27 protein-coding genes and 1 riboswitch are annotated in these 24,675 nt (G+C 38.1%); of the genes, 9 read left to right on the forward strand and 18 right to left on the reverse strand.

Annotated elements, in window-relative coordinates; all coding sequences use genetic code 11:
* Nucleotides 1-132 precede the first annotated feature (132 nt).
* From pdaA to AC4NPH_RS24420, 3 genes are all read right to left on the reverse strand, one after another.
* Nucleotides 133-942, reverse strand: coding sequence for a delta-lactam-biosynthetic de-N-acetylase (gene pdaA, locus AC4NPH_RS24410; RefSeq protein WP_053488244.1), 810 nt, complete (start codon nt 940-942; stop codon nt 133-135).
* A 94-nt stretch (nt 943-1,036) separates the two neighbouring features.
* Nucleotides 1,037-2,578 carry a fumarate hydratase gene (locus tag AC4NPH_RS24415; protein ID WP_013055143.1) on the reverse strand — a complete coding sequence of 514 codons (1,542 nt, stop codon included), beginning with the start codon at nt 2,576-2,578 and terminating at the stop codon, nt 1,037-1,039.
* Between the two features lie 163 nt (nt 2,579-2,741).
* Entirely contained in the window at nt 2,742-2,927 is a 186-nt protein-coding gene (locus AC4NPH_RS24420; protein WP_013081532.1) for an SE1561 family protein, read from the reverse strand.
* A 204-nt stretch (nt 2,928-3,131) separates the two neighbouring features.
* Here AC4NPH_RS24420 and yfkAB point away from each other — a divergent pair, with 204 nt between their 5' ends.
* Nucleotides 3,132-4,250 (forward strand): radical SAM/CxCxxxxC motif protein YfkAB, encoded by a 1,119-nt coding sequence (yfkAB, locus tag AC4NPH_RS24425; protein ID WP_098598145.1) that lies wholly within the window; start codon nt 3,132-3,134, stop codon nt 4,248-4,250.
* A gap of 36 nt (nt 4,251-4,286) precedes the next feature.
* Here the strand turns inward: yfkAB and AC4NPH_RS24430 are convergent, their stop codons facing one another.
* Together AC4NPH_RS24430 and cax are read right to left on the reverse strand one after the other, a co-directional pair.
* Entirely contained in the window at nt 4,287-5,087 is an 801-nt protein-coding gene (locus tag AC4NPH_RS24430) for a YfkD famly protein (protein ID WP_013055140.1), read from the reverse strand.
* A 176-nt stretch (nt 5,088-5,263) separates the two neighbouring features.
* Nucleotides 5,264-6,319 carry a calcium/proton exchanger gene (gene cax / locus AC4NPH_RS24435; RefSeq protein ID WP_013055139.1) on the reverse strand — a complete coding sequence of 352 codons (1,056 nt, stop codon included), beginning with the start codon at nt 6,317-6,319 and terminating at the stop codon, nt 5,264-5,266.
* Nucleotides 6,320-6,519: 200 nt separating this feature from the next.
* Between cax and AC4NPH_RS24440 the strand changes: the two genes are divergently transcribed.
* The gene (locus tag AC4NPH_RS24440) at nt 6,520-6,936 is read left to right on the forward strand and encodes a pyridoxamine 5'-phosphate oxidase family protein (protein ID WP_013055138.1); all 417 of its coding nucleotides are present in this window, start codon (nt 6,520-6,522) and stop codon (nt 6,934-6,936) included.
* Between the two features lie 146 nt (nt 6,937-7,082).
* On the opposite strand, the gene AC4NPH_RS24445 is transcribed toward AC4NPH_RS24440, so the two are convergent.
* The 3 genes from AC4NPH_RS24445 to AC4NPH_RS24455 all read right to left on the reverse strand — a co-directional run bounded on the left by AC4NPH_RS24445 (nt 7,083) and on the right by AC4NPH_RS24455 (nt 8,343).
* On the reverse strand, nt 7,083-7,466 hold the full coding sequence (locus AC4NPH_RS24445) for an OsmC family protein (protein ID WP_013055137.1): 384 nt from the start codon (nt 7,464-7,466) through the stop codon (nt 7,083-7,085).
* 206 nt (nt 7,467-7,672) lie between these two features.
* The gene (padC, locus tag AC4NPH_RS24450; protein ID WP_013055136.1) at nt 7,673-8,161 is read right to left on the reverse strand and encodes a phenolic acid decarboxylase; all 489 of its coding nucleotides are present in this window, start codon (nt 8,159-8,161) and stop codon (nt 7,673-7,675) included.
* A gap of 20 nt (nt 8,162-8,181) precedes the next feature.
* On the reverse strand, nt 8,182-8,343 hold the full coding sequence (locus tag AC4NPH_RS24455; protein ID WP_141425884.1) for a DUF3237 domain-containing protein: 162 nt from the start codon (nt 8,341-8,343) through the stop codon (nt 8,182-8,184).
* 193 nt (nt 8,344-8,536) lie between these two features.
* On the opposite strand from AC4NPH_RS24455, the gene AC4NPH_RS24460 reads away from it, so the two are divergent.
* A complete protein-coding gene (locus AC4NPH_RS24460) occupies nt 8,537-9,721 on the forward strand; it encodes an MFS transporter (protein WP_063670463.1) in 1,185 nt (394 codons plus the stop codon).
* Between the two features lie 15 nt (nt 9,722-9,736).
* Here the strand turns inward: AC4NPH_RS24460 and AC4NPH_RS24465 are convergent, their stop codons facing one another.
* Nucleotides 9,737-10,660 (reverse strand): cation diffusion facilitator family transporter, encoded by a 924-nt coding sequence (locus AC4NPH_RS24465; protein WP_335482370.1) that lies wholly within the window; start codon nt 10,658-10,660, stop codon nt 9,737-9,739.
* A gap of 15 nt (nt 10,661-10,675) precedes the next feature.
* Nucleotides 10,676-10,993, reverse strand: coding sequence for an ArsR/SmtB family transcription factor (locus AC4NPH_RS24470; RefSeq protein ID WP_013055133.1), 318 nt, complete (start codon nt 10,991-10,993; stop codon nt 10,676-10,678).
* Between the two features lie 208 nt (nt 10,994-11,201).
* On the opposite strand from AC4NPH_RS24470, the gene AC4NPH_RS24475 reads away from it, so the two are divergent.
* Nucleotides 11,202-11,351 carry a BH0509 family protein gene (locus AC4NPH_RS24475; protein ID WP_013055132.1) on the forward strand — a complete coding sequence of 50 codons (150 nt, stop codon included), beginning with the start codon at nt 11,202-11,204 and terminating at the stop codon, nt 11,349-11,351.
* Between the two features lie 224 nt (nt 11,352-11,575).
* Nucleotides 11,576-13,495 (forward strand): heavy metal translocating P-type ATPase, encoded by a 1,920-nt coding sequence (locus AC4NPH_RS24480; protein WP_013055131.1) that lies wholly within the window; start codon nt 11,576-11,578, stop codon nt 13,493-13,495.
* A gap of 230 nt (nt 13,496-13,725) precedes the next feature.
* Here the strand turns inward: AC4NPH_RS24480 and AC4NPH_RS24485 are convergent, their stop codons facing one another.
* The 3 genes from AC4NPH_RS24485 to AC4NPH_RS24495 are packed head-to-tail and all read right to left on the reverse strand — an operon-like array spanning nt 13,726 to nt 15,431.
* The gene (locus tag AC4NPH_RS24485) at nt 13,726-14,565 is read right to left on the reverse strand and encodes a YihY/virulence factor BrkB family protein (protein ID WP_013055130.1); all 840 of its coding nucleotides are present in this window, start codon (nt 14,563-14,565) and stop codon (nt 13,726-13,728) included.
* Nucleotides 14,566-14,579: 14 nt separating this feature from the next.
* Complete coding sequence (locus AC4NPH_RS24490) at nt 14,580-14,918, reverse strand: hypothetical protein (RefSeq protein ID WP_013055129.1); 339 nt, start codon at nt 14,916-14,918, stop codon at nt 14,580-14,582.
* Between the two features lie 39 nt (nt 14,919-14,957).
* Complete coding sequence (locus AC4NPH_RS24495) at nt 14,958-15,431, reverse strand: low molecular weight protein-tyrosine-phosphatase (protein ID WP_013055128.1); 474 nt, start codon at nt 15,429-15,431, stop codon at nt 14,958-14,960.
* A 176-nt stretch (nt 15,432-15,607) separates the two neighbouring features.
* On the opposite strand from AC4NPH_RS24495, the gene AC4NPH_RS24500 reads away from it, so the two are divergent.
* A complete protein-coding gene (locus tag AC4NPH_RS24500) occupies nt 15,608-15,835 on the forward strand; it encodes a DUF1128 domain-containing protein (RefSeq protein WP_013055127.1) in 228 nt (75 codons plus the stop codon).
* 182 nt (nt 15,836-16,017) lie between these two features.
* Nucleotides 16,018-16,119, forward strand: a riboswitch (purine riboswitch).
* Nucleotides 16,120-16,202: 83 nt separating this feature from the next.
* Nucleotides 16,203-17,939, forward strand: coding sequence for an adenine deaminase (gene ade / locus AC4NPH_RS24505; RefSeq protein ID WP_013055126.1), 1,737 nt, complete (start codon nt 16,203-16,205; stop codon nt 17,937-17,939).
* Between the two features lie 239 nt (nt 17,940-18,178).
* Here the strand turns inward: ade and AC4NPH_RS24510 are convergent, their stop codons facing one another.
* From AC4NPH_RS24510 to hmpA, 4 genes are all read right to left on the reverse strand, one after another.
* Nucleotides 18,179-18,925 carry a CAP domain-containing protein gene (locus AC4NPH_RS24510; protein WP_013055125.1) on the reverse strand — a complete coding sequence of 249 codons (747 nt, stop codon included), beginning with the start codon at nt 18,923-18,925 and terminating at the stop codon, nt 18,179-18,181.
* 359 nt (nt 18,926-19,284) lie between these two features.
* Nucleotides 19,285-19,797: a type 1 glutamine amidotransferase domain-containing protein gene (locus tag AC4NPH_RS24515; RefSeq protein WP_013055124.1), complete on the reverse strand. Its 513-nt coding sequence runs from the start codon at nt 19,795-19,797 to the stop codon at nt 19,285-19,287.
* A 143-nt stretch (nt 19,798-19,940) separates the two neighbouring features.
* Complete coding sequence (locus AC4NPH_RS24520; protein WP_491939029.1) at nt 19,941-21,230, reverse strand: lysine N(6)-hydroxylase/L-ornithine N(5)-oxygenase family protein; 1,290 nt, start codon at nt 21,228-21,230, stop codon at nt 19,941-19,943.
* Between the two features lie 72 nt (nt 21,231-21,302).
* On the reverse strand, nt 21,303-22,484 hold the full coding sequence (hmpA, locus tag AC4NPH_RS24525) for an NO-inducible flavohemoprotein (protein ID WP_491939030.1): 1,182 nt from the start codon (nt 22,482-22,484) through the stop codon (nt 21,303-21,305).
* A 216-nt stretch (nt 22,485-22,700) separates the two neighbouring features.
* Here hmpA and AC4NPH_RS24530 point away from each other — a divergent pair, with 216 nt between their 5' ends.
* A complete protein-coding gene (locus AC4NPH_RS24530; RefSeq protein ID WP_028410145.1) occupies nt 22,701-23,150 on the forward strand; it encodes an Rrf2 family transcriptional regulator in 450 nt (149 codons plus the stop codon).
* Between the two features lie 173 nt (nt 23,151-23,323).
* A complete protein-coding gene (locus AC4NPH_RS24535; RefSeq protein ID WP_016762840.1) occupies nt 23,324-23,455 on the forward strand; it encodes a YflJ family protein in 132 nt (43 codons plus the stop codon).
* A 48-nt stretch (nt 23,456-23,503) separates the two neighbouring features.
* On the opposite strand, the gene AC4NPH_RS24540 is transcribed toward AC4NPH_RS24535, so the two are convergent.
* Nucleotides 23,504-24,589 carry a nitric oxide synthase oxygenase gene (locus AC4NPH_RS24540; protein WP_013055119.1) on the reverse strand — a complete coding sequence of 362 codons (1,086 nt, stop codon included), beginning with the start codon at nt 24,587-24,589 and terminating at the stop codon, nt 23,504-23,506.
* Between the last annotated feature and the right edge of the window lie 86 nt (nt 24,590-24,675).

Raw genomic sequence — 24,675 nt, forward strand, 5'->3', positions numbered from 1 at the left:
ATATAGTTATTAACGGTCCTTAGCTGCTTAAAACCTATTAGACCGTATCGCTTTAAAAAAGACATCAACGCATATTATAACACTTCAACAGCAAAAAACCGACAGGAGAAACATTCCCGTCGGTTTTTATCTTTATTTCGTTTCAGAAGGACTTTTCTTCATTTGTTTGCGTTCGTTCATTAAATCATCAATACTTTTAAACGTATAGCCCTGCTTTTTTAAATCCACAATTGCTTGATCTAATGCATCTGCGTTATCCTTTGAAACGGTATGCAGAAGCATGATTGCACCTGGATGTATTTGAGCCATCATATTGTCGTATGAGTAGCGCCAGCCTTTTTGTTCATTCACTTTCCAGTCAACGAATGCAAGTGACCAAAATACATTCGTATAGCCCTCTTGCTTTGAAAGAGCTAGCGTTCGTTCACTAAATACACCTCTAGGTGAGCGAAGATACTTCATTTCATCACGACCAGTAATATTCTTGTATTCATCTTTTACTTTTTGTAATTCCTCTTTAAAACGTGCGTCATCCACTTGAGTTAAGTCAGGGTGATGCCATGAATGATTGCCGACAATATGCCCTTCTTTTACCATTCGCTTAATTAGCTTAGGCTCTTCTTTTAAATAGTGTCCTGTTACAAAGAACGTGGCAGGAACCTTTCTTTTTTTGAGCACGTCTAATACCTGCGGTGTATAACCATTTTCATAACCGTTGTCAAACGTTAAATAAATATTTTTTTTATTTGTATCTCCGAGGTAAAAAGCATCATACTTAGCAAGAATTTGTTCATAAGCTGTACCTGCGGATGCGGGCTTGTGATTTTTACTTTTTTGAAATCCCCAGCTGATCGGAGTGTTTGGATACATTTGTGCTTCAACAGATGCTATGCCTGTTGACATCACGAATAAAAAAACGAGAAAAAAGGTGAACCGGCGCATAAGAAGCTCCTTTCGGAAGTCATTTTACGCTTAGTATCCACTCAATTTTCTCGTTCATGAACGTTATTTTTTACCATACGTTCCGGACGTATGTTTATTTAAATACCGGTTCTTTAAATTGCTCAAGCTTTTCAAATGAAGACTTGTCTACATCTGCATGCAAGCTGTTTCCGTGTGAATCCATCGTCACTACAGCTGTAAAGCCTTCTACTTTTAAATGCCACATTGCTTCAGGAATACCGAACTGCATCAAATCAACGCCTTCTACGCTCTTGATACAATCAGCATAGTACTGTGCAGCTCCGCCGATCGCATTTAAGTACACACCGCCATGCTCTTGAAGAGCAGCAAGCGTTTTAGGACCCATACCGCCTTTACCGATAACCGCGCGGATACCAAATTTCTTCATAATATCTCCTTGGTAAGGTTCTTCACGGATACTTGTTGTTGGTCCTGCAGCGGTTACGTGCCATTTTTCATCTTCATCTTTTAACATAACCGGACCACAGTGATAAATGATTTGTCCATTTAAATCAATTGGCGCATCGTGATCTGTTAAATGCTTATGAATAGCGTCGCGTCCTGTGTAGAGCATACCGTTGATGCGCACCACGTCGCCAACTTTTAATTCACGAATTTGCTCTTCTGTAATAGGTGCTTGTAATACAACTTCTTTTGTTTCATCCGCATTTTGTTTGTCTTCTGCGCCTGCATTTTTATTAAAATCTACTTCTTCGCCTTCTTGATACAGCCACTCTTGAACGCTTCCTGTATCGGCATTAATTTTAACGCCCAAACGACGGTAAGCCCAGCAGTTATACGCAACTGACACATAGAAGCTAGCAGGAATACGATTAATTACGCCGACTTTACAGCCAAGTAATGTCGTTTCTCCGCCAAAGCCCATTGTACCAATTCCTAACTTATTGGCATTTTCCATTACATACTCTTCTAATTCTTTCAGCTGAGAATTTGGATTTTCGTCATCTAAATTTCGGAACAGCTGCTCTTTTGCTAATTCATAGCCTGTTGTACGGTCGCCACCGATTCCAACACCAATGACGCCGGCACTACAGCCTTGACCTTGTGCTTGATACACAGAGTGCATCACACATTTACGAATGCCGTCTAAATCACGACCAGCTCTACCTAAACCTTCTACTTCACAAGGCAGGCTGTACTGAATGTTTTTATTTTCGCAGCCGCCGCCTTTTAAAATAAGACGCGCATCAATATAGTCATTTTCCCACTGTTCAAACTTAATAACCGGCGTGCCGCCGCCTAAATTATTACCGCTGTTTTCTCCCGTTAACGAATCTACGGAGTTAGGGCGAAGCTTTCCGTGCTTTGTTGCTTCTTCAATTGCCCAATAAATTGCTTCTTTAATTTGAAGCTGATTCACTCCTACAGGGGTTTTAATTTTAAATGTTGGCATACCCGTATCTTGACAAATTGGCGATAAATTATCATCCGCCATCTTAATATTATTGGTAATGGTCGCTAAAGACATTGCTGCACGCGTTCCTGCATTTTCACGCGCTTTTGCCTTTGCGATAGCACGTCGAACGTCTTTTGGCAATTTTGTAGATGTTTCAACAATTAAATCGTACATGCTTTGTTTTAAAGCTTCAATCATCACTTAATTCCTCCCATATCCCGCTAATGTATGTATTTATCTATCTGTCGTACAACTTTCAAAATTTATTATACTCCTTCAAAAATTGTTTCGAAAGACCTTTATAGGAGGATTTCCACTTCAAGCAAAAAAGCGCTAGTTTTTCTAGCGCTTTTTCCTTTGTTCATTCTTTATCTTTTTTAAACTGCTCACATTTTGCTTCAAGGTCATCAATCATCGTAATCAAACGGTCAATGTCTTCTAGATCTGTGTTTTCAGGCTCCATGGAGTCTAATACGTGTACAAACATATTTAAACGATCTTTTAAATAACGTACTTGTGAATCTTTATCTCGAACGGCGTTTCCCATTTTAAACCCTCCTGATATAGCTTTTTCATTCGTATTTCTTTATATCCTAACGAATACTTTCATATTTGACAACTAAAAGCAATAAAATCCATAATAGTCACTGGTGTCCGTTTTGAATGAGACGTATAATTTAGTCTAGCAGGACGGACCGTGAGATGTTTTCATCATCATTTCACTTTACGGAAAAATAAAAGGAGTTTTTTTATGGCCACTTTACAACGAATTACCCCGGAGTTCGATCCGTGGGAAGCGTATTTAGATATGAAACAATATGGCAAACCGACGCTTACAAACGTTGAATTCACCACAACGACACTTTGTAATATGCGATGTGAGCACTGCGCAGTTGGATATACGCTGCAGCCAAAAGACCCAAACGCACTGCCGCTTGATTTAATTTTAAAACGTCTGGATGAAATTCCAACTCTTCGAGCGTTAAGCATTACCGGCGGAGAGCCGATGATGTCTCTATCTTCTGTGAAAAATTATGTGGTGCCTTTATTAAAGTATGCACATGAACGAGGTGTCCGTACACAGATTAATTCAAATTTAACATTAGATCTTGCTCGTTACGAACAAATCATTCCTTATTTAGATGTTTTACATATTTCTCACAACTGGGGAACGATGGACGATTTTGTGGAAGCTGGCTTTGCAATGATGGAGCGAAAGCCTACTTATGAGCAGCGCGCCAAATATTTCGACCGTATGATTGAAAACAGCCGCGCGCTTGTAAAAGCAGGTGTAACCGTATCAGCTGAAACGATGTTAAATAAACGTACGCTTCCTCATATGGAAAAGATTCATCGTCAAATTGTTGATGAAATGCTTTGTCAGCGTCATGAAGTACACCCTATGTATCCAAGTGACTTTGCTAGCACTCTAGAAACATTATCTCTTCCTGAAATGCGTCAAGCTATTCATCACCTTCTTGATATTCGAGATGAAAATGTGTGGATGCTATTCGGCACGTTACCATTTTATGCATGCAGCAATAATGAGGAAGACTTAACGCTCTTACAGCGCTTATATAGCAGTAAAAATGTAACTGTTCGAAACGATCCAGACGGGCGCTCTCGCCTAAATGTAAATATTTTCGACGGAGATATTATCGTAACGGATTTTGGTGATACGCCTCCTCTTGGCAACATTCAAGATACAAAGCTTACAGACGCTTTTGATACGTGGCAGCAAAGCACAATTTCTAAAGAACTTAGCTGTCATTGTTCAGCAGTGTCTTGTTTGGGACCTAATATTTTGGTGAAAAACAGCTATTATCAAGATACTGATTTCAACAAACTCCAAGCGAGCATTACAAAATAACAAAAAAGAGATTCCATCGTGGGAATCTCTTTTTTGTTATCTCGGCTGGTCATAAGCTCCAAAGCTTAAGGAAACATAATCTTGTACTGGAATCCATGCTCCAATTCCTTGAGACGTTACATTTCTCACCACAATTGCGCGCTTGCTGCCTTTTACTGTGACATACACTTCTCCATATGTTACTTTTCCCTTTTCACTTACAGCAGGCGTATACGCATACAGATAACCTACTTTTTTAGGAGCTACGTTATAGACCTGGTCTTTTTTCGTTCCGGCACCTACAAACGTTTGAAATGATAAAGTGAGCTTTGTTTTTTTAGCTGCTTCAATTAGCATCATTTGTTTAACATGATCAGGCTGAGGCACTTTTGCTGTTAATCCGCCTTTTACATGACTTTGATTTTCCTGACTGTACATCATTTTGTACTGAGTTTTTCCTGCTCTGTTATCATAATGATTTGTATTGATTCGCTGGTGCTGCCAGTTAACGTTCGTTTCTGTTGATTCGTAATTTAATGGCCACTGTCCTAAAAAGACGGTTGCTCTGAAACCAATTGCCCATGGAGTTTTAGAAATGTTTGATTCATTTAATATACGAATTAAATCAGGGTTTTCAATTTTTACATTTGATGTTTCAATGAGCTCTTTTGTAAACTCACTCGGCTGCAAATATGGCGTGTCTTGACTAGCATTTGGATAGGTATTTTCTTTTGAAATATTTAAAGCTGAAGAAGGCACGTTGATGGTAGGCTGAGCTGTTTTAGCAATGGCGATCTTCGTTGAACATGAAAATGAAATAATGATGGTAAACACAAATAAAAGCAATTTACGTAACATCTAGAAACTCCTTTCAACATCGTTAATGAATGCAATCATAGTTTTTTCAAACATCCCCTGTTTTATCCTGAATACCGAAAGGGAAATTCTTCTATTTGCTTACACAAAAAGAATCCGAACGATTAATCGTTCGGATCTTCCTTCAACTAAAACATGTTTGTCCCAGTCTCTTCTTTTTAAATAAGATAAAAACCAATTCCCATAATAATATAAGCACCTAAAAGAGTTGCGCCTTCAAACCAGTTTGTATCTCCGTCATTAGAAATCGCAATAGTTAAAAATACGGCCGTTACCATCGCGATCAACTCGGGCCAAGTAAAGACAAGAGACATTTGGTTTTCGAACATTAGCGAAACAAGTACTAATATCGGTGCTACAAACATCGCTACTTGTAAAGTTGATCCAACAGCAATTTCAACAGCTACACCCATGCGATTTTTAACGGCCATAATAATAGCGGAAGCATGCTCTGCCGCGTTCCCAACAATCGCTACAATGATGACCCCTATGAACAGCTCACTCCAGCCAAAGCTTTCCGATACAATTTCGATTGTGCTAACCAAGCTTTCGGATACGTAAGCTACAGCTAACGTAGACAAAAAGAGAACAGTAATCGCTTTCCACATTGACCACTCTGGCTCCTCATGTTCTTCCACTTCTTCACTTTTATGCTGATACACGCCTCGATGCGTTACCAGCTTAAAAAATAACGCCGCTAAGTACAAGATGATGAGAATAATGGAGATTCCGACACTCAGGGACATGGTCTTCGCTTCGTTCATTTCGCTAGCAAACACTTCAGGAATAACAAACGCAACGATAACGGCAAAGATCAATAATCCAGAATTATGTCTTGCATCATAGACATTAAATTCTTGACGCTTAAATTTTAATCCCCCGATGAAGAATGAAAGACCGCCTACAAGAAGAAGATTTCCTAATACAGAACCGGTTAACGATGCAAGCACCACCGCTGTAAGGCCTTCTTTCAGAGCAAAAATAGAAATAATTAATTCTACAGCGTTACCAAACGTAGCATTTAATAGACCTCCTATTCGAGGACCAGCTACAACAGCTAAGCTCTCTGTTGCTCTCCCCATAAAAGCTGCGAGGGCAATGATTGTTAAACAGTAAATAATAAACATAAGAACATCTGACCAGTGCATCATGTGCCCAATAACAGATAGCGGCACCCCAAGAATAACCGCTATAAGAAAAATCCGATTGATCATCGATATGTACACCTACCTTATTCATTTTTTGACAACAAAATCAATCATATCAAATTAATGGAATTTGTATAGACTCACCGTCAATGTTAGTATTTTTAACCTATTTTTATAAATGATAAACCCTTAATTGATTTTTGATTAAGATAGTTAAAAATCAGCCAAACTACCAAGGGTAAAAAGATATAATAAGGAGTGAAAAAATGAGCAATAATGATGTGAAAAATCAAATTTTATCCGTACTGGATGACTATACAATTGGAACGTTAGCTACAATTCAAGATGGAAAACCTTATTCACGCTTTATGATGTTTTTTCATGAAGATCTTGTGCTCTACACCGCCACCAATAAAGATACCCATAAAGTCGAAGAACTAGAAAAAAACCCTTACGTTCATATTTTGTTAGGCTATGATGGGCAAGGTTGGAGTGATCCGTATGTAGAGGTAGAAGCCAAAGTAAATGTAGAAACAAACGAAGAGTTAAAAAAGAAATTTTGGAATGAAAAGTTAAAAGAGTGGATTAAAAGTCCAGATGATCCAAATTATTTGCTTCTTCAGTTGACTCCTGAACGCATGCGCTATTTTGATAAAGCCGGAAGCAAACCGAAGGAAATATGAGATTGAGACGTAGCTAAGTCCATTCCATCTAAAGACGAACAAATGGGAACAAGGAGCTGAACCGCTTGTAACAACACCATAAAAAATCCGAACGAGTTTGATTCATCGTTCGGATCTTCTTCAACTAAAATACTTTTGCCCCAACCTCATTTAATTTCGAAGGTTTCTGTCACTTCTATACTGTCAATAACCGACTGTAGCATCGAACAATTTTTTCGTGCTAGCTCAATTGATTTTTCAATTTTGTCTAATGGCAGCTCTTCTCCTGTGATGATATAGTGCAAATGAATTTTCTCGATTCGCCCCGATTTTTCATCATTTCGTGTCACATCAGCTTGGATGCGTAAATCGGAAAAAGCAATTCTTTTTTTCTCTAGAATTTTTCTTAACACGCCTCCGCTGCAAACAGCAATGGACGATGTCATTAGCTGATACGGACGAAAGCCATACTCTTCATCTCCGGCGATATGTAGCTCTCCATAAGGAAGATTTGTTGTAAATCCCGCCTCTTTTTTCATGTTAAATTCCATTTTCTTCACTCCTTTACTTTATTATAAACCGCTTTTTATATAACCCACTACTCTCAATATGGATCACTTGTTACACCGCTGTTTATTTCCGGGCACCATCACAATAAAAAAATCCGAACGAATTTGATTCTTGATCAAGAATCAAATTCGTTCGGATCTTCCTTCAGCTAACATAATTTTGTCCTAGCCTTTTTTATGACTCCGTATTAAATTAATTTTCCAGCGCGAATATCATTCGTCATTCCTTCATAAGGGGCTTGAGCTACAACTTCCTCATTGTTCTCTCCGACATTTTTGATAAATGTAATATCAGCAAATTCCGGAACCACATATTTCGGGTACGTTTCATATTTCTCACGAGACTCATGCATTAAATCGAGATGATCATTTTGATAGCACACGGTAATTTCAGGATGTTCATGTACCCATTTTGGGAAGAAAATAATGCCGTGCATCCGTTTTTCATCAGGCATAAAGTTCAAAGATACATCTGTTCCAGTCGGTTCAGTCCACGATACTTTATATACACCTTCTGTTAACTTCACGATATCTACTTTTTGGTCACGAACCCATCGTCCTGCCACCATTCCGCTATGAATACGGTAATCGATTGTATTTTCGTTTTTGATATAAATTTCATATTCCCATCCGTTTTCGTATGTGTAAATCATATGATTTCCAATAAACTTTTCCATTTTTATATCGCTCCTTTGATTTATAACACTTCGTATATGTCTGACACAACGCGATCTAAGTGTCTCACAGCAGTGCCTAGAAAAACGCAGTTGTGTAAGCGTTTATATTTTGCACTTCCTGTATGACCAATGACACTCGTTGTACCGACATTGATTGTGAATGTCGCTATTTTCTTAAGCACTGTTTGTATCCTAGCGATCGCCTTTTGATTGTAAAATAAAACATGTAACTATTTACATGTTTTATTTTACTTTCCTTATAGAAAGATGTCAAATTAACAGCACAGCACGTCTACATCCTTGTCAATAAAGCGTTTTCCTTGTACGATGAAACAGTTAGATTGACAAAATATAGATAAAAAGAGGTTGAATGCTATGAGTGCTACTCATAAACAACGTTTCTGGATTTTAGTTAGCCTTGTCGCCATTTCTGGATTCAGCCAAGGTATGCTGCTGCCTTTAATTGCTATTATTTTTGAGAAAGACGGTCTTTCTTCTACTATAAACGGATTAAACGCAACTGGATTGTACCTAGGCATTTTATTTATTTCTCCTTTCATGGAAGCCCCGCTTCGCAGATACGGATATAAACCAATTATCGCAGCAGGCGGACTTTTAGTTATTGTATCTTTAGCTTTGTTTCCCCTGTGGAAATCTGTTGTTTTTTGGTTTGTGCTCCGTTTATTTATTGGAATAGGAGATCACGCGCTGCACTTTGGTACTCAAACGTGGATTACATCGTCTTCACCTGCTGATAAACGAGGTCGAAACATTTCATTGTACGGGCTTTTTTTCGGTATTGGTTTTGCTGTTGGCCCTTTAATGACGCCGTTAATTGAAATTAATCAAGCGCTTCCTTTTATGATTTCTTCAGCTCTCTGCCTCATAACGTGGGTGTTTTTATTTTTGATAAAAAATGAATTTCCCTTACAGGAAGTGGAGGTTAATTCATTAAAAGAAACGGCTAAGCGATTTTCTAAGGCCGCTAAGTATGCTTGGATTGCTTTTTTGCCGCCTTTTGGATATGGATTTTTAGAATCATCACTGAACGGAAGCTTTCCTGTATATGGCTTACGAATTGGTTTGCAAGTAGAGTTTATTTCACTGCTGCTGACTTCCTTTGCAGTTGGAGCTATTGTATTTCAGCTTCCTCTGGGAATACTGAGCGATAAATTTGGGCGGAAATTGGTATTAGGATGGATTTTATCAATTGGAGCCGTTACGTTTTTTACAGCAAGCCTCTTGGAAGAGACCGCTATTCCATTAGTAGCCTGTTTATTTATAGCTGGCATGGTTGTAGGCTCGACGTTCAGTTTAGGAATCAGCTATATGACGGATTTGATTCCTGCTCGTCTACTGCCTACAGGTAATTTACTATGCGGCATTGCTTTTAGTATCGGAAGCCTTGCCGGCCCTTACATAGGCGGCACGTTTATTCAGTTCTTTCACTATATCAGCTTTTTTAATATTATTAGCGGGATGCTTGGCTTTATTTTTATTATTCTTTTTGTATTCGGACAAAAGATGCCTAGGCAACAAAAAACAAGCGAGAACCTATAGGTTCTCGCTTGTTTTTTAAACTTTTAGCGTTCGATGCTGAAGAGCTGATTTTTCAACTTGTATCGTGGTATGCTCAATGCCGCAGTGATCATGTACTAAATCGATGGCTTTTTGCAAAATTTGCTGACTATCTTTTTCATCTTCTACGCGCATATGACAGCTCAATGAGTCCAGTCCTGAAGTAATCGTCCAAATGTGTAAATCATGCACATCTTTGACTCCTTCAATGTTTTCAAGAAGGTTTTTTATTTCACTGTGATCTACCCCTTCAGGAGAGCCTTCCATCAAAATATGAACGCTATGAGCAAGCACGCCCCAAGCGCTTTTTAAAATTAATACAGACACAACTACAGAAATAATAGGATCAGCAATATACCATCCAAACAGCATCATAAGAAATCCCGCTACAATAGCTCCAATAGATCCTAAAGCATCTCCCAATACGTGTAAGTAAGCGCTGCGTAAATTTACATTTCCTTTTACATCGCCTTGTCTCATAAGTGACCAGGCGCTGATTAAATTAGCGAGTAAACCAACGGTAGCAATCAGCATCATGCTACCGCTTGCTACAGACTGCGGCTCTAATACGCGCTGATAGGCTTCATAGATGATAAATCCTGCTATTACAAACAGTGCCACTCCGTTAAAAAGAGCCGCTAATATTTCAAAACGATAATAACCGTACGTTTTTTTAGCCGATGCAGCTCGATTAGCAAACCATATCGCTACAAGGCTAAGAGCAAGTGAGCTTGTATCAGAAAGCATGTGTCCGCTATCGGATAATAACGCTAAACTATTTGTAAAAAGCCCTCCAACAAACTCAAGAACCATAATACCCGCTGTGATAATGAGTGCAATTAACAGACCTTTTTTGTTGCCTTCACGCTGTGTATCAAAATGGTGATGGTGACCATGATAGTGGTGATGATCATGACTCATGCAAAGCCCCTCCTTTTACTCGTTATGTGCGCATTCTACGTGCTGAATTACTTGATGCAGTATTCCGACCACGTGTTCATCATCATACGTATAGAAATACGTATTCCCTTCACGGCGATATTTTACTAAACGTAAATGACGCAAGTGAGTCAACTGATGTGAAATAGCTGATTGTGAAACACCAAGCACTTCAACCATATGACCGACTGAACACTCTTCTTGAAATAGTAAATAAAGAATTTTCATTCTCGTAGGATCTGAAATAGCTTTTAGTATTCTTGACGCTTCTTCTACTATTTGAGGCGATAAAAACGAATGTTCATCTTTTTTCATAACATCTCTCCGTTCATTATATGCAAGTATATGAGCATATGTTCATATATAAATTATAAAACACCTTTTTCTATATAGTCAATTATTTACGTCTTTCTAAATTTTTTTGCCTATTTTTAAAAAAAATCCACACAAAATACTTTTTCTGTTATATAATACAATTAAATATAATAAACTGTATTAAAACAGATGGAGAGGAGAATAATAAATGAGCAGACAAGAACGCAAAAACATGATTACATTTATTGAAACAATGAAGGGGATTGACCGTGAAACCTTAATGTACATGACGGATGCCGATATCGAGCACATTTACACTTCCGCTTATAAATATTATGAAGAACATTTAGATATGTAGTACGTTTTTTACAGAATGCAGACGTCCAGCTGCATTCTGTTTTTATTTTTTAGGCGTTAGTCGTTACCTCCTTGCTTGTTCCGTGCTATACTATACTAAATATCCCAATTTAAAAGAGAAGAACTGAAAAAATGTGCTGCTATCGCTGAGATGGCAGCTTTCGTGTTTTTTTAGGGGTAATGATTGTGATTATTCTTCTCAATTATCGTTCAAGGAGGATTTGTATGGAAAATGCGTTACCTAAAAAACAAGAACAAACGCCTCAAACATCTTCTGCTGTCAACGTATTAAAAACACATGGTGAACTCATTGCTGCACTGTTAAGCGGCGTGCTGATTTTAGCCGGCTGGCTGCTGTCAAAACAGCAGGATACTGCTGTATCTATTACGCTCTTTGTATTAGCTTACGTGATAGGCGGATTTGCTAAAGCAAAAGAAGGTATTGAAGAAACGATTGAAAATAAAGAATTGAATGTCGAAATGTTAATGATTATTGCAGCCATTGGAGCGGCTGTAATTGGCTACTGGACAGAAGGTGCTATGCTTATTTTCATTTTTGCATTAAGCGGTGCATTAGAAACGTACACCATGAATAAAAGCAACCGAGAAATTAGCGCCTTGATGAATTTACAGCCGCAAGAAGCAACGCGTCTGATTGGAGATCAAGAAGAAATTGTATCCATTTCGGATTTACAAATCGGTGACTTGCTGCTAGTTAAGCCGGGTGAACGAGTGCCATCCGATGGTATTGTTGTCTCAGGTCAAACAACGATTGATCAGGCTGCTATTACAGGGGAATCTGTTCCTGTACTAAAACAGCTCGATGATGAAGTATTCGCGGGCACGGTGAATGTGAAAGGCGCCATTACCATTAAAATGACAAAGCCAAGTGCTGAGACGCTGTTTCAAAAGATCATTCAACTTGTTCAAACGGCTCAAAGTGAAAAGTCGCCTTCTCAATTGTTTATTGAACGATTTGAAGGCACATACGTAAAAATTGTTCTATCGGTTGTGGCAGTTATGCTATTTCTCCCACACTATGTGCTTGGATGGAGCTGGACCGAGACATTTTACCGTGCAATGATTCTCTTAGTTGTAGCGTCTCCTTGCGCTCTGGTTGCATCTATCACCCCTGCTTCGCTGTCTGCTATTTCAAACGGAGCAAAAAAAGGAATTTTGTTCAAAGGCGGCGTGCATTTGGAAAGGTTAAGCCATTTAAGCGCAATTGCTTTTGATAAAACAGGAACGTTAACAAAAGGAAAGCCAGAAGTAACAAATGTCATTGTCCGTTCTGATATGAACGAACAGGAATTTCTTGTTAAAATCGCATCAATTGAACGTCAGTCCAATCATCCGCTTGCTCAATCCATTGTTGAATTTGTGAAAAATAAGCAGGAATTGACGCTCGTTCAGCCAGATTCGCTTGAAGACGTTCCCGGATATGGTGTCATTGGGTCTCTTCAAGGAGATACGTGGAAGATAGGAAAAGCAGATTTTGTAGGTAAAGAAGATGCAGCTGAATTTGAAAATGGGATTTCATCTACGCTTGCCAGTGAAGGAAAAACGATTGTGTACGCAAAAGACCAGCATGGTATTGTGGGATTGCTTGCGCTAAAAGACGTTGTACGAACAGAAGCTGTAGACGCTGTTAAATCTCTTAAAGAGCAGGGCATTCATACCGTCATGATTACAGGAGACAGCGAAAAAACAGCCGAAGCCATTTCAAAAGAATGTGCAGTTGATGAATACATTGCAGAATGTTTGCCTGAAGCGAAAGTAGATAAAATTAAAGCGTTAAAAGAAAAATTCCCTACCGTTTCAATGGTGGGAGATGGCATTAACGATGCACCTGCTCTGGCTACTGCTAACGTTGGAGTAGCCATGGGAGAAGGAACGGATGTGGCACTTGAAACAGCGGATATCGTTTTAATGAAAAATGATCTATCAAAAATTTCGGATGCAGTAGCTCTTTCCAGACGGATGAACTCAATTGTGAAACAAAACGTTATTTTTTCTATTGCCGTCATCTTTTTATTAATTTGTTCGAATTTTTTCCAAGTACTTGATATGCCATTTGGTGTTATAGGTCACGAAGGCAGCACCATTTTAGTTATCTTAAACGGCCTTCGCTTGCTAAAATCTTAACGCAAAAAAGCCTAACGTATTTGTTAGGCTTTTTATTATGAAAATCAATGCCTTAATGGTAACCGTTTTGTCCATTTTGGCTGTTGCTTGTTTTATGCTTCGGCTGGCTCTTTTTATTTTGCTTTGTATTGCTTCCGTCTTTTTTTGTATGCTTTGTCATGATGTAAAACCTCCCTTTCACTTTGTTAGTATGCTCATTATCTTGCGAATTATTTCATCCCAATTTGTGACTATGAAGATTTGACTCGACGGTCGTAGAAAATAGCGTTAATTTCTCCTCCAATAACGATAATCATCCCCGATAGGTACAGCCAAATAAGCAGGATAATAATTCCACCCAAGCTTCCATATGTAGCTGTATAGTTATTGAAATGATTTACGTAATAAGCAAATAGCATCGATACCACTGTCCAGCCGACCGTAGCAAAAGCCGCTCCTTTTACAACATTTCGAATCAGCAGCTTTTTATTAGGAGCAAAGTAATATAACCCCGTAAAAACAGTAAACAAAATGAGGCCGCTGATAATCCAACGGGAAGCAGACCATAAAGCGAGAAAAGTTTCTGAAAACCCAAACGTAGACGATAAATAAAGGCCAATCATATGACCGAAAACAGGAAGTAAAAGCGCTACAATAATAACAAATATCATCGCAAAAGTAAGGAGAACTGCCATACCTCTCGCCACTAAAAAAGGCCGATTTTCTTGTACGTGATACGCCCGGTTAAATGCTCTTACGATCGCATTAATTCCATTTGAAGCAGACCACATCGTGGCAATGATACCAAAGGACAATAGCTTTTCATTATGAGAACCAATGATATGGGAAACGTTGCTTTCAATCATGTGCAGCGTTTGCTGTGGCGCTACATTTTCGACCAAGTCAAGCAGGTCTGTTGATTCCAATGGCAAAAATCCAATCAGCGTAATTAAGAAAATTAAAAAAGGAAATAGCGAGAGCAGCAAATAATAAGCCAATTCAGCTGATAAACTGGGCAGCTCATCTCGATGAATGCGGCCCATCAGTTCTTTGCCAAACCTTACGATGTTATTCATGTACATTCCAGCCATATGTGCCTCCTTATTTATTTTTGTTCATCACCATACTTCTCCACAAATGCTTCTTTTGTATCGTTTACAATTTCCATCACCTGAGGCGTTGTTTCTTTTAACTTTTCTACTTTTCCTGCTACAAATGATACATCTTCAGAAACTTGCTCGATGGTCGTACGGATGGTTTCATATTTCTCTTTGACAGTATCCGTTACAAGTTCAGGGTGCTGAATAAGAGTTGTTGTTTTGTCTTTCAGTTTTTTACTTCCTTGAATGACGGAGCTTCTTGTTTCTTTATCAAATAAAGAAACAGCTCCTCCTATAATTGCTCCAATGACAATACCTTCTACTAGCTTATTTCGTTTACCCATTTGTCGTTTCTCCTCCGTTTTTTATTTTTTAAGTATCGCTTATTCCGAGAAATGCTTCTCTATAATTTCGTCTAAAAGAGCCTTGCATCCTTCTTGAACTAAGTCATATACTTCGTCAAAATTTCCCGTGAAATAAGGATCAGGCACATCTTCAATATGTAAATCGGGCACAAAATCCAAAAGCCTTGCAATATAACCTGTTTTAGTATGTCCAGCCATCCTTCTCAGGTTTCCTACATTTTCGACATCCATTCCAATAATATAATGGAATTTAGCTACATCCTCTTGAATCACTTGTCTTGCTGTTTGCCCTTTAAAATCAATGTTGTTTTTCGTTAAAATAGATTGCGTCCCTTCATGAGGAGGATTGCCTTTGTGCCAGCCTCCTGTGCCTGCAGAATCTACGTGAATTTGTCCTTCTAGCCCTTTTTTCTTCACCATATCTTTAAAGACCGCTTCTGCCATGGGTGAACGACAAATATTTCCCAAACAAACGAATAATACGTTAATCATAGTCTCGACTCCTTTCCCTTATTACAAACATTATATACAATCATTTTTAAACTAAAAAATAGTTTTCTTTTATTTATATCGTTTCCACTCTTCTGTGGATAAGAACCTGACATAAAAGTGTTCACACGATAAAAACATGTTACAATAAAAAAAACGCAACTGGAAGGATGAACAAAGTGGATTTATCAGTAAAATCTCCAGAGAATATTAAACATATGGTCGATAGCATTAGTGAAAAACTGCGCATGCTAAATATCGGAGCAATTAAAGCTGAAGCTTTTGACGAAGAAATGTATGAAGACTTAAAGTACTTATACGATATGGTAATGAGAAAAGATTCTTTTAGCCCAAGTGAAATGCAAGCAATCGCGGAAGAATTAGGTACACTGCGTAAACAAGCTTAATGACAACTCCGTCAATGACTAATAGCCATTGACGGTTTTTTCTACATTTTTTTCTATACATGAATGCTGCACCTTTTAGCGAGCAAATAAGAGTTAAATCGTTTACATACACATAGATGAAATATTCCCAAAAATCTTTCTTTTTCATTAGGAATTGACGTTTTTATTATTTGTCTATAGAATGTATCGAAATACCTAAAGCTCGTATAATCTTGGAAATAGGGTCCAAGAGTTTCTACCGAACTACCGTAAATAGTTGGACTACGAGGGGTGAACATCATTCATACTGCATTTTTATTCTTCTTTATGTTCTCCCTTACATAGTCCTTCATTGTTATTCAGTTATACAATGAGAGGAGTCACATTCATGTCAAATACAAAAACAATCTTAAAAAAACAGCTTGCTGTTGCCAATAAAAAAATACCTGCAGATCTTGTAGTGAAAAACGGGAAAATTATCGATGTCTTTACGCTTTCCATCATTGAAGCGGATATTGCGATTGCTGATGGAGTGATTGTTGGAATAGGTCAATACGATGGGAATAACGTCGTTGATGCAAAAGGAAAATACATTTCTCCTACGTTCATTGATGGACACGTTCACATTGAATCATCAATGGTTACACCTAAAGAGTTTTCAAAACTTCTTGTACCTAGAGGCGTCACAACTGTCATAACGGACCCTCATGAAATTGCGAATGTTTCAGGGAAATCTGGCATTGAGTTTATGCTTCAAAACTCGGATTCCATTCCTTTAGACGTATTTGTGAACTTACCTTCAAGCGTGCCAGCAACTCCTTTTGAAAGCTCTGGAGCCGTCTTAAAAGCAGCTGACTTAGCGCCATTTTTCTCTCACCCTCGCGTGCTTGGATTAGCAGAAGTGATGGATTTCCCTGCTGTGCGAGATGGAGATGACGATATGCTCGATAAATTACAAGCAGCTAACGATGCAAACGGCGTAATTGATGGGCACGGCTCAGGGCTAGATGCTACGGGCGTTAATATTTATCGTACCGCTGACATTTCAACAGATCATGAATGCGTAACAGCAGAAGAAGCAATTGAACGTATTCAGCGCGGGATGTATGTTCTGATCCGCCAAGGTTCTGTCGCTAAAGATTTGAAACAACTATTACCTGCTGTAAATGAACGTAACGCGCGCAGATTTTTATTCTGTACCGATGACAAACACCTAGATGATTTATTAACGGAAGGTTCTATTGATTACAATGTTCGTTTTGCTATTGAACTCGGGCTGGATCCGTTAATTGCGATTCAAATGGCTTCGTTAAATGCCGCTGAATGCTACGGGTTAAAAGATAGAGGTGCGGTTGCTCCTGGTTACAAAGCGGATTTTATTCTATTAGACGACTTAACCGATATATCTGCAGCACATGTCTATCAAAACGGAGAGCTTATTGCTGAAAATGGAGAGATGCTTTCTGTTCAAGAAGAACAAATTGATCTTCCAACAGAACTAATGAATTCTGTTCATCTCAAAGAGTTTTCCATTAAAAAACTTACGATACCACTTCAGCACAATCGCGCTAATATTATTGAAATTAATCCAAACAGCCTGCTTACAAATCATATTGTAGAAGAAGTTCAAGTGAAGCAAAACGAATTTCAGTCTTCTGTAGAAAACGATCAGCTGAAAATGGCTGTTGTTGAGCGTCATCATCTAACAGGGAATATTGGTCTTGGGATTGTAAAAGGTTTTCAGTTAAAAGACGGAGCGATTGCTACCACGATTGCTCACGATTCACATAATATCGTAGCCGTAGGAACAAATGATGAAGATTTAGCAAAAGCAATTGCGGCAATTGAAGAAATCGGCGGAGGTATTGTTATTGTAAAAGGCAATGAAGTGATTGGCTCCCTCCCTCTTTCCATTGGAGGATTAATGTCACCTCACCCTTATAATGAAGTAAACAGCTTACTTAAGCAGCTTCACGGGGCTCTTCATGAGCTTGATATTTCACAGAAATTCAATCCGCTGCTGACACTATCTTTCTTAAGCTTGCCCGTTATCCCGTGTCTAAAATTAACCGACAAAGGATTATTTAACGTAAAAGAATTCAAGCATATCACCGTTCAAGCATAAAATAAAAAGGACTCTTTCGAGTCCTTTTTATTTATATCCTTTAGACGGCGTAGTTCGAGTTTTACGATTTTTATAATGACGATATCCTTCTTTTAAAAGGATAGGAAAAACAGCGACTAGAATTTTTTTTAATATACGTCCCAATTTAAGGCACTCCTTTACGTGTTCTTACTTTACTATACCCAAATTGGACAGCTAAAAACGCAAAAAAAGAGCAGGTATATCCTGCTCTTTTTGTATTACTTACCGATAAATTGTTGAGTCCAGTACGTAGTATCACCTTTTACGTATCCAACACCAATTTCAGTGAAATCAGGGTTTAGAATGTTTTTGCGGTGACCGTCACTATTCATCCAAGCATTCATTACATCTTCAGGAGATTGCTGACCTTTTGCAATATTTTCACCTGCTGTTGTATATTCAATGCCGAATTGTTTCATCATATCAAATGGTGAACCATATGTTGGTGAATTGTGGTCAAAGTACCCTTTATCCATCATATCTTTTGATTTAGTGCGTGCAACATCACTTAATTTTTTGTTAAGTGTTAGAGGTTTTAAACCTTGTTTTTCACGCTCTTGGTTCACTAAATCTACGACCTTTTGTTCGAATTGACTAGCATCTTTTGTTTGTTCTGCTTTATCAGTATTTTCTGATTGTTGAGCTTTTGTGTTTTGCTGTGTTTGCTCTGGTGCTTTTGCTTCTTCACTTTGCTCTGGTGCTTGTGCTTGTTCCTGTGGAGCTGCTTCAGCTTGCTCTGGTGCTTGTGTTTCTTGTTGTGGAGCTGCTGCTTGAGCAGATTGTCCTTGAGCGTTAAATTTCTTTAATAGCTCATCTACATTTATATTTTGTGCTGCTTGAGCATCTTTAATGTTAATTTGTTTTGGAGTGTTGCAATCAGGAGCTGCTGCATTTGCTTGTCCTGCTGTTAGTAATCCTAATGATACGGCACCTGCGACAGTGGCAATACGAAACCTTTTCTTCATGTTTGAAATCCTCCTATGTGATAATAAAGTTTTTTTGTAAAACCGCAACGCATCTAAGCTTGTAGCAAGCCAATCTCGTGATGCACCCTCATTGTTGCATGAAAACTATGAAACTCGCAACGTCTTTTAAGCTACCAAAATTATACTTTCATTTATGTGAAAAATATTTCGATTGTGTTACGTAGCTTCTATCTATTGATAGTAAAAGGTTTTCATATTCTTTTAGAAACCGCTTCATCCAATGCAGTAATATAACTGTAAATTCCTCGTCAAAATCGTTACATACAAAAAAGGCGACAGCAGAGTGGTAAACCACCCTGTTATCGCCTTTTACAGAAAGTTTTACTAATATTATTTACTTATTTTAAGACATTTACTGATTCACGTACGAATGCTTCCATATCATCTGGTGTACGGCTTGTAACTAGTTGATTACCGCATACCACCACTTCTTTATCATGGAAGTTTGCACCTGCATTTTTCAAATCAATAGCAATTGATTTGAAACCAGTTACGTCACGTCCTTTTAATGTTTCAGCATTGATTAGCAGCTGTGGTCCGTGACAGATAGCCATAACCGGTTTGCCTTCATCCATAAATGATTTTGTGAAAGCTACGACTTGATCGTCCGCACGCAAGATATCTGGTGAGAAACCTCCCGGTAAAAACAATGCGTCAAAATCTTCTGGTTTTACATCCGCAATCGCTTTATCAATTGTTAATGTTGTTTCGCCTTGTTTACCTGTTACTTCACCTGTTTTAACATCGATTTTGGTTAGCGTATGGCCTTCTTCTTCAAAGGCTTCGGCTGGATCTGTATATTCCACATCTTCAAATAAATCTGTTACTAATACTGCAATTTTCTTACTCATTCTAAGCAACTCCTTAATTGATTTGTGTACTAATGTTCTATAAATAAAATACCCGTACACTATTCTTTTAAACATAGTTTATGAGTAAAAAACTTTTCTACAATAATCAAAAACCAAATTGAAGATTTTTATAAATCAGAAATTCAAAACAAATTAAATGTCTGGAACGTCGTCTCTTCTGGAACCAGATACACGTCTCTCCCTGCAATCACGTTCAGAATACGCTGATTGCGCTGAACGGATAAACCAAGATTTGTTGCGCCAGATCCATGTGAATGTTCGATATTGGTTAACGTAAAAAAGTGGTGGTTACGGGGTTGTTTAAAGACAAGCCGGTAATCTTTTGTGACTTTAAAACGCTTGTCATCTTCCCATTCGATATCATCTTTTATTCGTTCGATGAACGGCGAAATTTTTGGCTTATAGCCCGTGGACAATATCAAACGATCCGCTTCGTATTGAAAAGAGCGTTCAGCCTTTAATTGTTTGCACTCCAGCTCATATCCATTTCCTTTTTTATGAATATCACTTACTTCAGTCGAAGCTTGAATCGTAACTGGTACTTTTCCTTTAAGTGAACGATGATAAAGTAAATCATAGATTTTCGTTAAAGTAGAAGATTCAATTCCGTGACGTAAAGGATTTAAATCTTCTACCGTGCTTGTACGTTCCTCAAAAGACAGCGAATGAAAGTAATTTACATAGTCTGGCGAAAATAACTCTTGAGCAAGCTTGGATTGATCAAGCTGAAAAAAATTCGAGGATCTTGTAAACCATGTAAGGTGGTAATGATGTTCAGTCTGTTCTTCTAGTAAATCAAGAAAAATCTCTGCAGCACTTTGCCCTGAACCAACGATCGTTACATGCTTTCCTTTTTGAATCTCTTCTTTTTTATGTAAATAGCCGCTGCTGTGTAAAATATGCTCATTCAGCTTTTCTTCAAAAGCCGGAGGCACAAGTGGAATGCTTCCTGTTCCCATTACAACGTGTTTAGCATTTACCGTTTGAATTCCCTCAGGTGTTTCTATCTTTACTTCATAATACTCTTCTTCATTTTTTGGTATCACGTCCACAACTTTTGAAGAAAAGTGGCAGGAAGATAGCTGCTCCGCTACCCATTTTGCGTACTCGTTGTATTCTTGACGCGGAATGTCAAAACGATTAAAGAAAAAGAACGGATACAAGCGTTTTTGCCTGTGAATATAATTTAGAAAAGAATAAGGGCTTGTTGGATCCGCAAATGTAACTAAGTCTGCTAGAAACGGAATCTGCAAGTCCGTGCCGTCAATTAACATGCCCGGATGCCATTCGAATTTCTCTTCTTTATCAAAGAAGACGGCATCAATTTCATCAAGAGGCTCAGCAAGGGCCGCTAAGCCTAAATTAAAAGGTCCTATTCCTATTCCCACCATGTCATACTGCTTATTTGTCATCTTTAAACTCCCTTTCATAAAAAAAGCTAACAGTATTGTCTACTGTTAGCTTTTTACCCTTTTTCCATACATTTATGCGGAAGGAGTCATACTCATTTTCGGGCCAAACGATTCATACATGATATTTTCTTGGGAAATACCCATTTCAGCTAGGCCTTCTAACACCATTTGCGTAAATGAAGAAGATCCACAAACATAATAATATGCATGTTTATCGGCGGCATATTTAGCTAGCTCTTTTTTAGTTAAGCGACCATACGTTATATGTTCATCATGCTGTTCTGTTTGCGCTTGACTATAGAAAACGTGTTGTTCAAACGTATATGTCTCTGACAACGATTGAAGCTCTTGTTTCATTGCATGAAACTGCTCATTTTTAGCACTGTGAATAAATGTTACTTCTTGATTGTTTTCCAGTGCTTGATGAAGCATTGACATCATTGGAGTAATTCCTACACCTCCGCTGATAAATACTGATTTACTATTTTCTTTTAAGACAAAATCTCCTGCTGGAACGCTGACTTCAAGCAAGTCTCCTTCTTTCAATTGGTCATGTAAATAAGTTGACACAACCCCGTCTTCCATTTGCTTTTCTTTTTTCACCGTAATTTTATAGTATGGTTGGTTTTGATAGCCAGATAAGCTGTACTGACGAATGGATAAATACTCTTGACCAGGAATTCGTACACTCACATACTGACCTGGCAGAAAAGCAGGCAGCGCTTTTTGATCAGGTGATATTAAATAAAACGAGTACACGTCTTCTGCTTCTTTTACTTTTTTATGAACCATTAGTTTTTTATAATCTTTCCATCCTTTTTCTTCGGCTTCTTCATATAATTCTTGCTCCACACTTATGAATACATCCGCAATGGCACCGTATGCTTCTTTCCAAGCTTCCATAATCTCATCGGTCGCAGCTTCTTTTAAAACATCTTTAATTGCTTTTAATAAGAACTCTCCGACAATTGGATAGTGCTCTGCTTTTACGCCGATACTGCGGTGTTTATGAGCGATTTGCTTTACAACTGGAAGCAGCGTTTCAAGCCGATCGATGTACTGCGCAGCGGCATAAACTGTATTAGCTAACGCCATTTGCTGACGTCCCGTTTTTTGATTTGTTTGGTTAAATACATTTTTTAAAGAAGGATACTGTTCAAAAAGCATCTCATAAAAACGAGTGGTAATTGCTTGACCATGCTTTTCTAAAACAGGAACTGTACTTTTTACAATAGAAATAGTTGTTTGTTTCATAACTTTCGCCTCCGAAAGATTCATTTTTAAAAGATATATTTTTAATACATCTTTATAATACTCACATCTAACTCAAAAAGATATATTTTATATACATATTTAAAGAAATGTTCACAAATTCGCCTCGTCAAAAATGTGAACATTCTTTCTGTATTTCTTAGATATAGACATGCTATTATAGATATATAAGCTGCTGGTAAGAGAAGAGGTAAAAAGATGAGGCTCACACAATATACAGATTACTCACTGCGAGTTTTATTATATTTAGGCGTTCGCGATAATAATAAACTAAGCAATATAAAAGAAATTGCTGAAGCGTATAATATTTCAAAAAACCATCTTATGAAAATCATTCACGAGCTTGGAAAACTTGGCTTAATTGAAACGATCCGAGGACGAAACGGCGGTATTCGTTTAGCTCAGCTTCCAAAAGACATTAATATCGGAAAAGTGGTACGTCAAACAGAAGAAGATTTTCATATCGTGGAATGTTTTGACCGTGAAGGAAACTTCTGCATTATTAGCCCCGTCTGTAAGTTAAAAAGTGTTTTACATGAAGCCATGCAAGCCTTCATTAAGGTATTAGATCAATATACGCTAGAAGATCTAATTCAAAATAAAGATGAATTAAACCTCCTCCTTCTATCTCAAAAAAATGAGGAATGAGTAAACTAAAATTCATTTGAAATCATTCTCGTTTTTTTAACCTTTTTCCCTTTCATCATAAAATAAAAGATGTTACAATGAGGCACGTATTGGAAAGACAAGATGTCTCCATTCGAGCAGACAATGAACCTCATTCTGTTCATCCTAAAAAAATGACGAAAGGGTGTTTGAGTATGCACGTAGGAAGCAAAGGTTGGTATGTTGAGGAACTTAAGAAACGAGGAGTTCGCAACCACGAGGGCCGCAAAGTAGAAAAGTACAAAACATATGTACTTGCTAACTTGCTTGATAAACACAAAAATTAATTAACGTGTAATAAGAGAGTACAAATGCGTACTCTCTTTTTTGTTCATTTAATAAGCAGTGTCTTGATAAAAATAATTTGGTGATAATACTTTATTTTTATAAGGCTTATGAAAAATATGCGTGGTAGCTGGCGAAACCGGCGGGATCAACCACGTCCAGTTCCCAGTCACTTCGCGGCCATTTTTTTGCTCTCTTTCTTCAAACAAGTGAAATTGCTGAGCAGCGGTGTGATGATCTACAATGCTAACTCCTTCTCGTTTAAAAGAAGAAAGCACTGCAACATTTAATTCAACAAGAGCTTTGTCCTTCCAAAGCGTCGCGTTGTAATCCATATTCAATCCCATCATAGAAGCTATTTTTGGAAGTTGATTATAGCGATACGTATCCGCTAAATTTCGCGCCCCAATCTCAGTTCCCATGTACCATCCATTAAACGGTGCCGCGACGTAATCAATCCCTCCAATTTCTAGCTTCATATCTGAAATCATCGGGACAGCGTACCATTTTAACTGTAAGTCTTCAAATTCAGGAAGTTCTGGATGCGTAATAGCTACTTCTTTCACTAAATGTTTTGGAATCTCAAAACATCGAGGTGACTCTTCATTAACTTGCAGTACCAGAGGAAGAACATCAAAGTGAGTTCTCTCACCTTCCCACCCTAAATTTTGGCAAACCTCCGTGAACGCAATAGAATCAGGATCTCCTACCATACCGTATTCCGTCTCATATCCAGCATAGCGGATTAGCTGATGATTCCATATTCTAACCGGCTCTTTTGCTTTCATTTTCGGTTTAAACACCGTAATAGTAGGCCGGATTTTCCCGTCATTTGTTGCATATTCAATATGGTGAAAAAGCACGTCTCTTACCTCTTCAACTGTGCTTGCCTCTCGCTTATCAAATACATTAAGCGATTGCCAAAATAACCGTCCGATACATTTATTGCTGTTTCTCCAAGCCATACGAGCTCCGTGCTCTAACTCTTCAAATGTATGATCATAATGTCCGAGTGACATAATTTGCTGATGGATTTCTTTTAACCGCTTGTTTTTATCCGCTTCGCTTTTTTCAAGTTCAGCGTAACACGTCTCTATAAATACACGTGCTTGTTCAAATAATTCTTCTTGCTTCAACGTTTGTTCCCCCCTAGAAGAACAGATTTCATTCTTTTCGTTCAAGAAAAGCAAGTTTCAGTATACCATTCTCATAGCGGAAACGC

The organism is Priestia sp. MDV22-iso46 (assembly GCF_058629175.1).

Coding starts and splice junctions, on each gene's coding strand:
- pdaA (WP_053488244.1), bottom strand. CDS start 942: ATGCGCCGGTTCACCTTTTTTCTCGTTTTTTTATTCGTGATGTCAACA.
- AC4NPH_RS24415 (WP_013055143.1), bottom strand. CDS start 2,578: ATGATTGAAGCTTTAAAACAAAGCATGTACGATTTAATTGTTGAAACA.
- AC4NPH_RS24420 (WP_013081532.1), bottom strand. CDS start 2,927: ATGGGAAACGCCGTTCGAGATAAAGATTCACAAGTACGTTATTTAAAA.
- yfkAB (WP_098598145.1), top strand. CDS start 3,132: ATGGCCACTTTACAACGAATTACCCCGGAGTTCGATCCGTGGGAAGCG.
- AC4NPH_RS24430 (WP_013055140.1), bottom strand. CDS start 5,087: ATGTTACGTAAATTGCTTTTATTTGTGTTTACCATCATTATTTCATTT.
- cax (WP_013055139.1), bottom strand. CDS start 6,319: ATGATCAATCGGATTTTTCTTATAGCGGTTATTCTTGGGGTGCCGCTA.
- AC4NPH_RS24440 (WP_013055138.1), top strand. CDS start 6,520: ATGAGCAATAATGATGTGAAAAATCAAATTTTATCCGTACTGGATGAC.
- AC4NPH_RS24445 (WP_013055137.1), bottom strand. CDS start 7,466: ATGGAATTTAACATGAAAAAAGAGGCGGGATTTACAACAAATCTTCCT.
- padC (WP_013055136.1), bottom strand. CDS start 8,161: ATGGAAAAGTTTATTGGAAATCATATGATTTACACATACGAAAACGGA.
- AC4NPH_RS24460 (WP_063670463.1), top strand. CDS start 8,537: ATGAGTGCTACTCATAAACAACGTTTCTGGATTTTAGTTAGCCTTGTC.
- AC4NPH_RS24465 (WP_335482370.1), bottom strand. CDS start 10,660: ATGAGTCATGATCATCACCACTATCATGGTCACCATCACCATTTTGAT.
- AC4NPH_RS24470 (WP_013055133.1), bottom strand. CDS start 10,993: ATGAAAAAAGATGAACATTCGTTTTTATCGCCTCAAATAGTAGAAGAA.
- AC4NPH_RS24475 (WP_013055132.1), top strand. CDS start 11,202: ATGAGCAGACAAGAACGCAAAAACATGATTACATTTATTGAAACAATG.
- AC4NPH_RS24480 (WP_013055131.1), top strand. CDS start 11,576: ATGGAAAATGCGTTACCTAAAAAACAAGAACAAACGCCTCAAACATCT.
- AC4NPH_RS24485 (WP_013055130.1), bottom strand. CDS start 14,565: ATGGCTGGAATGTACATGAATAACATCGTAAGGTTTGGCAAAGAACTG.
- AC4NPH_RS24490 (WP_013055129.1), bottom strand. CDS start 14,918: ATGGGTAAACGAAATAAGCTAGTAGAAGGTATTGTCATTGGAGCAATT.
- AC4NPH_RS24495 (WP_013055128.1), bottom strand. CDS start 15,431: ATGATTAACGTATTATTCGTTTGTTTGGGAAATATTTGTCGTTCACCC.
- ade (WP_013055126.1), top strand. CDS start 16,203: ATGTCAAATACAAAAACAATCTTAAAAAAACAGCTTGCTGTTGCCAAT.
- AC4NPH_RS24510 (WP_013055125.1), bottom strand. CDS start 18,925: ATGAAGAAAAGGTTTCGTATTGCCACTGTCGCAGGTGCCGTATCATTA.
- AC4NPH_RS24515 (WP_013055124.1), bottom strand. CDS start 19,797: ATGAGTAAGAAAATTGCAGTATTAGTAACAGATTTATTTGAAGATGTG.
- AC4NPH_RS24520 (WP_491939029.1), bottom strand. CDS start 21,230: ATGACAAATAAGCAGTATGACATGGTGGGAATAGGAATAGGACCTTTT.
- hmpA (WP_491939030.1), bottom strand. CDS start 22,484: ATGAAACAAACAACTATTTCTATTGTAAAAAGTACAGTTCCTGTTTTA.
- AC4NPH_RS24530 (WP_028410145.1), top strand. CDS start 22,701: ATGAGGCTCACACAATATACAGATTACTCACTGCGAGTTTTATTATAT.
- AC4NPH_RS24535 (WP_016762840.1), top strand. CDS start 23,324: ATGCACGTAGGAAGCAAAGGTTGGTATGTTGAGGAACTTAAGAAACGA.